Origin of the sequence: Pseudomonas sp. HY2-MNA-CIBAN-0224, from assembly GCF_040310285.1 — a bacterium.
GTDB lineage: Bacteria > Pseudomonadota > Gammaproteobacteria > Pseudomonadales > Pseudomonadaceae > Aquipseudomonas > Aquipseudomonas helleri.
The window spans coordinates 1-7841 of sequence record NZ_JBEOPQ010000111.1 but is presented as its reverse complement, the minus strand read 5'-3'; the positions used below and the strand labels follow the sequence as shown (position 1 = coordinate 7841).

Below are 7841 nucleotides of genomic sequence, written 5' to 3'. Positions count from 1 at the left end.
GCGGGAATAGCTCAGTTGGTAGAGCACGACCTTGCCAAGGTCGGGGTCGCGAGTTCGAGTCTCGTTTCCCGCTCCATATTCTTGTTTTAAAGAGTGCTCAGTCACTGTTTAAAGCAGTAAAAAAAGAGGCCTTATAGGCCTCTTTTTTTATGTCTGTAGTTTTTACTCCCTACCCAAACAGGCATCCGCCCAATCAGTGCACCTCCCCCAGTGAGCGCTTGATCAGTTGCGCGGCCGGATCGGTCTCAAAGCGCGCTTCGAGCACCCGTATATCGAGGTTATTGGGCAGGCTGATGCGATGGGTCAGCACCAGGGTCATGGCCTCGGTGTTGATGCGCAGGGTGGCGTCAGGCGCATGTTGTTGCGCGACGAATGCCTGGACACCCTCCAGATGTGGGCCGCTTTTGAACTCATGGCTATTTCATAAACTTGTCAAAATCGATATTGGATAAAGGAAGAGTCGGACTGTCGAATTGACGCAGAATGTGGAGGTGTGGATCCAGCTTAAGGCGTCGAAGGTTATCCAATGTAGCGCTTCCACCCACAACGAGCGCAGGTTCGAAGCCGTACATTTCATCGGGCTCAAGTGGGCCGTACTTCTTTATAGCGCGTTCAAACAGTAGTTTTCCGTTGGCGTCAGGGTAGTCGAAGTCTTCTGGTTTTCGGGAGCCAAAAAATGATTGGATTGAAGAATCTTGATCATGCAGAGGTTTAGGTTTTAGCTTGTTTTTCAGTGCCAGTATTTCGTTATTTAGACAGGAAATTGTCACGCTTCTCCCCGTTTTCTCGCCACATAAATAGAGGTTACCAAACGCGCTGCGCGCGATTACGTGGAAGTTATCAATGTTGACAAGCGGTGTCCCCTCAAGCCATGCATCCTTGATGTCTTCATATTCATCGGGATTAACTGTCCATACTCGCCCGTTTGCATACCCTGCCCAGCCTTCTTCACGCCAGTAAGTCATCAAGATAGGAGGGAGCTTGCCGGTCCATTGAGCAAGGGTGGCTTTTGAAACAGGCATGCTGTAAGTGGCTTCGCCAAATTTCTCGATGAAGTATTCGAAACGAGAGTCTCTCATGTTTATTTTCCTTTTTGGCTGATGGCAGATTGTCAGTTCCATATTCTTTACGTCTGAGCCATCACCGCGAGCGACTGCATTGAGTTATTTCTAATAGTACTTTCGTAAATACCATCATTAACTTGCCCGCTGAAAGGCAACTCTTTCTCTGGCAGATTGCTGCGTGTGGGCGCATTAGCGCGGCTTGTGGGCGACCATGCATCGAGCTTGCTATTCCTGACGCCGGAGTTCGTTCAGCTGTTCGAGCGGCAAGTCTATGTGTTAGTACACAGCTGGCACGGCGCATTTTTAATGACTTATGCGCGTAATCGCCCCGGGAGGTCATAAATCGGCAACAACCAGTAATCGACCTCGTGGTTAGTACTGGTTACTGTCCTATTACATCTCGGAACTGAGGTCGTACGCTTAGTATGCCGGGGTGCCTGCTCTAAGTTGGAGCGCAGCTCTGCTGCTCCAAAAAGAGTTGTGATGGGGTTTCAACAATGGCACAAAGTTTACTCAGGCTTATAAATAACCTTTGTCGGGTATTTATTGCTAACGCGGGACCATCAATTTAATTAGTACCAATCGATTTTTGCATCTTCGCCTAGATGGTTTTTTATCCATGTCTCGCGGCGCTCAGAGCTTTTTCCGAAATCCGAAATATCTTCGTAACCTAGATTTAGACTCATTTTAAATGTGTTTATCAGGTGGAATGTAGCCGAATTCCAAGGTTCACTGGTTTTGTCTTTGTAAAATGAGTGTAGTAATTTGATTTTTTCCTCTAAAGAATCTATGTCGTCATTTATATATCCATATGTTCCTTTGGGTTTCTTATAAAAAATGCTGATGCTCCACGCATCTTCGGATATTTCTGTTCTGATCCATGATTCTTTGAAGTCATCAGGTACTAAATTTATCAGCTCTTGGCCAATCTCTGTATAGATTTCATCTAAGTCTGTGATTTCATGTTTCATAGAGTTAGCTCCTGTGCTATCCGCCGAATTTGTTTCCGAACATTATAAAATCTTGAGGAGTCCCGTCTATCCATTGTTTTACTTTTAATGTGTCCGGTCGTAGGGAATCTCCAGTGTATTTTGGGGTTATTTCTATGGGTACATTTTTCTTATCTTTTAGCATTCGCTCCCAAGAGTTTTCTAGTTTTCTATAGGAGCTATTATTGAAATTTCCATTTTGTGCAAAATGGTTCATTTCGTCTAATGGCGTATGCATAAAATCGGGACGCAGCAGGGTGTAATGGCTTCCCGGCCGAGGGTTTGATGCAACGCCTCAATGTGCAACGGATCTTCCGAGGTGCAGTCGGCCAACAGATCGAGCAGCACGTATAGCGTGTCGTCGGTGCATGTTGTTGCGCGACGAATGCCTGGACAGCCTCGATGTGGGCCGCTTTTGAACTCATGGCTATTTCGTAAGCTTGTCAAAATCGATGTTGGAGAAAGGAAGAGTCGGACTGTCGAATTGACGCAGAATGTGGAGGTGTGGATCCAGCTTAAGGCGTCGAAGGTTCTCCAATATAACGCTTCCACCCATAACGAGCGCAGGTTCGAAACCGTACATTTCATCGGGCTCAAGTGGGCCGTACTTCTTTATAGCGCGTTCAAACAGCAGTTTTCCGTTGGCGTCAGGGTAGTCGAAGTCTTCTAGCTTGGCAGAACCAAACAGCGCCTGAATGGAAGGATCGTGATCTGGTAAGGGTTTGGGGTTGAGCTGGTTTTTCAGAGCGAGGATTTCATTGTGGATACAAGTGATGGTGACGCTTGCGCCTGTTGTTTCGCCGCACAAGTAGAGGTCGCCAAAGGCATCGCGGGCAATGACGTGGAAGTTATCTATGTTGACAAACGGTGTCCCCTCAAGCCATGCATCCTTGATGTCTTCATATTCATCGGGATTAACTGTCCATACTCGTCCGTTTGCATACCCTGCCCAGCCTTCTTCCCGCCAGTAAGTCATCAAGATGGGAGGGAGCTTGCCGGTCCATTGAGCAAGGGTGGCTTCTGAAACAGGCGTGCTGTAAGTGGCTTCGCCAAATTTCTCGATGAAGTATTCGAAATGGGGGTCTCTCATGTTTATTTTCCTTTTTTGGCTGATGGCAGATTGTCAGTTCCATATTCTTTACGTCTGAGCCATCACCGCGGGCGACTGCGTTAACAGCAGCACCAGTGACCAGCGATACGCCGAATGATCGCCTTCGAAGAGCGGCAGGACCAGGCGGTATTCAAGTTGTTGCCTGAGGATTGCAGAGCTCTTGCCATGTTGCCCGCTGAGCTGGTTTCGACGAGTCGCAACTTGAAGTTGACCCCAACCTCTACACTCATGGTCGCGCAATTTAATTCTTGCTATGTCTTTCTTGCGCTGCTTCTAAACTCAGGTCCAATATTTGCGGGTGAATGTGATTGTCTATGGCGCGACGTATAGTGCCTTTGTATCTACGAAGAGCATAGGCGCGTATGACTCTTATGGGGGCGAACTCCAGCCCCTCTATAGGCTAATGGCCTGTGATCACGGGGGTATTGAGATTGACGTTTTTCTTATCCTTCAGTGGCAGGGTCCATTTTCTGCCATAGTTAAGTCTTATAAATTCTCCTAAATATCTACCGAATATAACTATCAATTTTTCAATATCCTCTTCGTTCAGTTCTTCGGATATTAAGTCAAATGATTTTTCGAGAAGCTCTGGCGTGTTGGGAGAGTTTGTTAAAGCGATTTTTTTTGCTTCTTCAATTAGCCACTCTATTTGGTCATTCATTGCAATTAAAAAATCATCAAATACTTCAGCGGCCTGAACTTGGTCTATGTTCATGATCTATCCTTAATGTGTATCTGCGGGGTTGTCTTGTAACCGATTCCAGCCTTTTCTAGCACATCCAAATAAGGCTTTGAGGGTCCTTTCTCCAGAGTGTGTTCTACCGCCCATCCACCCACCCATTCTTTACTAGGAATGCGTTTTTCTTGGAGACCATCGAAAACTTGTTCCCTTTTCGTGCGGTACCTCACTTATGTGAGGCGCTCTAGGTATGGATCTTCCGGCACCCATTCACCCTTAGTAAAAGCGGTTATCGACTTGTTGCTGTTATCTTTCCCAGAGAGTCCTGAAACTGCTATTCCATACTTGAAAAAAACTGTAATTCCAACAGTTTTCATGGCCGAAGGATCCGATTTTATTAATGAGTTGTAAGTTGTATTTGATGTATTCCAGTCGAACTTAATTCCTGGAAGTGTTATGTTTCTAATGTTTGAATACATGCTGATGGATGTAAGGGTGTTATTTTTTTTTGAAAACGAAAGCTGTAGTCCATTATTGTTCCAATATTGAGTGGTTGCATCAGTGTCTGGGTCGTAGTATGAAAAGTTTGGCTTGCCAAGAATTTTCTCGGCCATAGATGGGGATATTCCAAACTTTAATTCCCCTACGCCTACGTACGGAGAAATTTCGTAATTATTCATTTTATATCCTGGAGTTATGAGGTGAGATTGTTTTTTTCAAGGCATCTGAAATACTTTAGCATTTCCAAAATTGCTTCATTGTATTTGTTGGGCTCGCCAATGATTTTCTGGATTCGTCGGACATCTTTAATCTCTTTGATCATTGCTTTTCGCCATTCCCCCATTTCTATTAATTCCTGAATTGATTGGCGGTATTTTGCTGATCCTTTTACTGATCCATTGCTTTTCGTGAGCTTATGGTCATTTGGGTGCATTTGTATTGCAGGTCCGTCTCTTTTCGGAAGGGGGCTGGCGTCATCAGCGGGCATATGGTGGGAGTCTTTATTGTCGTTTACAGGCTTAGAAGTTTGGTTGTGCGCTCCACCACGGTATGGCCCTTTTCCGCTCCCCTTACGAAGGTGATCGCATGGCCCTCCTTTTGACTTGCCGCCGTCTTTAACATCTTTGGGTGGCTCTTGATTTTTGCTTGTGATTTTTTTTATGGGGGGCATTTGTGTAATTTCGCGTGCGACTTTACCCGAAGCCTCAGCCATCTTCGGGCCATAGCGCGTGGCCTTGCCCGCAGTACCCGCATACCCCACAAACGGTATGGCCGACAGCAGTGACAGCCCAGCGCCTACATAGTCCCCGCGAGCAAGGCTGATGCCAGCGCTGATAATGTCTGCCGCTTCTCCCACCACGGGGATCAGGCCCACCACATCCAGGCCTAGCTGGAGGCCATCGAGAATGTGTTCTCCGGTGATGCCTTCCTCTTGGGTTTCGGCTTCTATCACCGCATTGGCCTGTGTGGCGGGCACTGCGGTTGGCGCGGTTTCGCCCACCACACGCCCCAGCGTATTGCCGTTTGCATTTGTGCCGCCTTGGCGGCGCATGAGCGGAGCGGGGTAGTCGCGCAGCCCAAGTTCTGGGGCTTTTTCCCTGAATGTTGCGTAGTCGGTGTAGCTGAGATCGCGCTGGAGTTCGAGTTGTTGGTTTTTCCAGACCTGAACCGTAACGCCACCGCCGTTTTCATAGGTCGCCCATTGCTTGCCGCCATGCTCGACGAAGGATTTGCTGATGTTGATCTCTAGGGGCTCGGCCATGTTCTAGACCCCATTCATCCAGAACGTATCGCCATGGCGCACGATCAATTTGCCCTCAGCGCGCACGCTGCTGCTTTTTTCCAGCGGGTAGCATTTGCCGCCGACGGTGTTGCTCTTGATGCCTTTGGCCGCGCCCGCTTGGTCACCTTGGGTGGTGGGCACCAGGCTCATGTCGTAGACCACCACCGGTTTGCCATTGGCGCGCACGGAGTTGGCCACGCCGGTGGCGGTTTTGAGTTCGGCGGTGACGGGGTAGGGCACAGGCGGGATGGCGCTGCCCATCGGGGTTTTGCACACGTCCGGAACGATGCTGATCACCTTCCATTTGGTCTGTTTGCGGGCGATGACGTTATCGGCCATATCAATGCACCTCCCGCTACGAGCGCTTGATTAGTTGCGCCGCCGGATCGGTCTCAAAGCGCGCTTCGAGCACCCGGATATCGAGGTTATTGGGCAGGCTGATGCGATGGGTCAGCACCAGGGTCATGGTCTCGGTGTCGATGCGCAGGGTGTCGGTGAGCATGGGCAGCGGCAGCAAGGCGCCGTTGAACAAACGCAGCAACACAAACGCTCGATGGCCGGGCATTTCCACCTGCGCGTATCCGCTCGGTGTCAGGCACGGGTCGGTCAGGTTGAAGAGTTCGATGCGCAGGTTGGGCGGTGGAAATTCGATCTGTTGATCGGTGGGTGCACCGTTCCAGTAGGCGAAGTCAAAGTCATAAGGCAGACCCGGCCAGCGCTCTGCTTGCCATACAGCGTCGTAGTTACCGGCCAGAGCCAGTCGCGGTGCCCAGGCCCGGCCGACCACCCCAAAACCTGCGGGTTGGTATTTGTAGGTGCCGGCCACCTGCATCATTTGCGTGGAGTCGAGCAGTCCATCAGGGTGTTTGGCTTTATCCAGGTGCAACACGGGCCTGTCGATTGCTTCGATTTGCGGCGCGGGCAGCACCCGCAGGGGCGCATCCAGCTTGAAGCCCAACTGCTCCTGGCGTTTCTCGATCCAGCCGCTGCCCAGCGGGTTGCTGTAGCAGACCTCGTTGAGCAGATACTCCGGGCTGTCAGGCTTTAACAGGTGTTCGGGGTTGCGCACCACGCTGCTGCCGCCAAAGGCATATTCCCAGCGCAGCGGAACGCTCAGAACGGGCTGCGCTTGAGTCAGTTGCCAACCGCCAAACAGGCTGTCTTTAAACTGCCGTGGCCCGTTAAAACGCAACTTTTTGTCCAGCAGATTGCGCCGGGTAGGGGCATTAGCGTGTGCCTTGGCGGCGGCCACGCGTTTCGCTTGCCATTCTTGAAGCTGGTATTCGTTCAACCGTTCGCCGGGGCTCAATGGTTCGGGCAGCGGCACGTCTATGTACTTGTGCGCGACCGGAATGCTCAAGCGCACGCCTGCGTTCCACGACGTGGCCGGCAAGCCCTGCGGCGCATGTGCCAGTCCCACCACGATCACATCACAGCGCGGTTTAAAGGGGGCCAGGTCGCTTTCTTCGCTGACGCTGCTGGTTCCTTCTTCGCCGTAATAGGCGTCATCGGTACACAACGCCACGGGCTTATCGTCCATGACCTCGGCGCGCAATTGCCCCGGTTGGCCATCCACCGGCAACAACCGATAACCGACCTTCATGGCCAGCACCGGATACTCTTGATCGTCCACACCCAGGGCGCTAAAACACAGCGCATCGAAGGGCGTCAGGTTACGAAATTCCATGACGCCTCCTCAGTTGATATCAACGTCTTTGCCGTTGATCTGCACGGCACCCGTGGCACTGAAATCGAAGGTGCAACCATTGATCAGCACGGTGCCGTCGGACTTCATCACCAAGGTTGATTTACCCACCGTGACCTTGAATTCATCACCGGCATCAATGCTGTAGTTCTTGCCTACCACCACCGATTTGTGGATGCCCACCTGCTCGCTCTGGCTCAGGCCGACGCTGGTGTTCATGGCTGCACCGACACTGGTCTGGTAAGCGGCACCGATGCTCAGCGTTTTGGCGAGCCCGATCGTTTCGGCCTTGGCCAGGGCGATGGTCTCGGTCTTGTTGGCACCAATGGTCACGCTGCGGTTGGCGCCGATCTGGATGGTTTCGTTTTGGCCGACGTCTTCGGTGCGGTGGTCGCCGATAGAAAGGGTTTCGTTGTGGTCCACCCGCTCCGTACGGTCATTGCCCACAAACGTCGTGTTGTCATGCTTGATGTAAACGTTCTTGTCCCGCTCGGCATGGATGTAAACCTC

General features: G+C 50.7%; 11 protein-coding genes and 1 tRNA gene. 1 reads left to right on the top strand and 11 read right to left on the bottom strand.

Annotated elements, in window-relative coordinates:
* A tRNA-Gly gene (locus AAEZ03_RS25345) sits at window positions 1-76 on the top strand.
* 117 nt (window positions 77-193) lie between these two features.
* Here the strand turns inward: AAEZ03_RS25345 and AAEZ03_RS25340 are convergent.
* From AAEZ03_RS25340 to AAEZ03_RS25290, 11 genes are all read right to left on the bottom strand, one after another.
* Window positions 194-319 carry a hypothetical protein gene (locus AAEZ03_RS25340; protein WP_256665601.1) on the bottom strand — a complete coding sequence of 42 codons (126 nt, stop codon included), beginning with the start codon at window positions 317-319 and terminating at the stop codon, window positions 194-196.
* 97 nt (window positions 320-416) lie between these two features.
* Entirely contained in the window at window positions 417-1079 is a 663-nt protein-coding gene (locus AAEZ03_RS25335; protein WP_350582409.1) for a GAD-like domain-containing protein, read from the bottom strand.
* Between the two features lie 557 nt (window positions 1080-1636).
* Window positions 1637-2035: an immunity protein YezG family protein gene (locus AAEZ03_RS25330; protein WP_350582406.1), complete on the bottom strand. Its 399-nt coding sequence runs from the start codon at window positions 2033-2035 to the stop codon at window positions 1637-1639.
* A 16-nt stretch (window positions 2036-2051) separates the two neighbouring features.
* The gene (locus AAEZ03_RS25325) at window positions 2052-2270 is read right to left on the bottom strand and encodes a DNA/RNA non-specific endonuclease (protein WP_178126441.1); all 219 of its coding nucleotides are present in this window, start codon (window positions 2268-2270) and stop codon (window positions 2052-2054) included.
* 210 nt (window positions 2271-2480) lie between these two features.
* Complete coding sequence (locus AAEZ03_RS25320; protein ID WP_350582404.1) at window positions 2481-3143, bottom strand: GAD-like domain-containing protein; 663 nt, start codon at window positions 3141-3143, stop codon at window positions 2481-2483.
* 421 nt (window positions 3144-3564) lie between these two features.
* Window positions 3565-3879, bottom strand: coding sequence for a hypothetical protein (locus AAEZ03_RS25315; RefSeq protein ID WP_350582401.1), 315 nt, complete (start codon window positions 3877-3879; stop codon window positions 3565-3567).
* A gap of 194 nt (window positions 3880-4073) precedes the next feature.
* Complete coding sequence (locus AAEZ03_RS25310) at window positions 4074-4523, bottom strand: DUF7738 domain-containing protein (protein WP_350582398.1); 450 nt, start codon at window positions 4521-4523, stop codon at window positions 4074-4076.
* 14 nt (window positions 4524-4537) lie between these two features.
* The gene (locus AAEZ03_RS25305; RefSeq protein ID WP_350582396.1) at window positions 4538-5605 is read right to left on the bottom strand and encodes a hypothetical protein; all 1068 of its coding nucleotides are present in this window, start codon (window positions 5603-5605) and stop codon (window positions 4538-4540) included.
* A gap of 3 nt (window positions 5606-5608) precedes the next feature.
* Complete coding sequence (locus tag AAEZ03_RS25300; RefSeq protein ID WP_153333093.1) at window positions 5609-5965, bottom strand: DUF4150 domain-containing protein; 357 nt, start codon at window positions 5963-5965, stop codon at window positions 5609-5611.
* 16 nt (window positions 5966-5981) lie between these two features.
* Window positions 5982-7313 (bottom strand): DUF2169 family type VI secretion system accessory protein, encoded by a 1332-nt coding sequence (locus tag AAEZ03_RS25295; RefSeq protein WP_350582392.1) that lies wholly within the window; start codon window positions 7311-7313, stop codon window positions 5982-5984.
* 9 nt (window positions 7314-7322) lie between these two features.
* Window positions 7323-7841 (bottom strand): bacteriophage T4 gp5 trimerization domain-containing protein (locus AAEZ03_RS25290; RefSeq protein WP_502947946.1); only part of this gene is annotated, 519 nt, incomplete at its 5' end.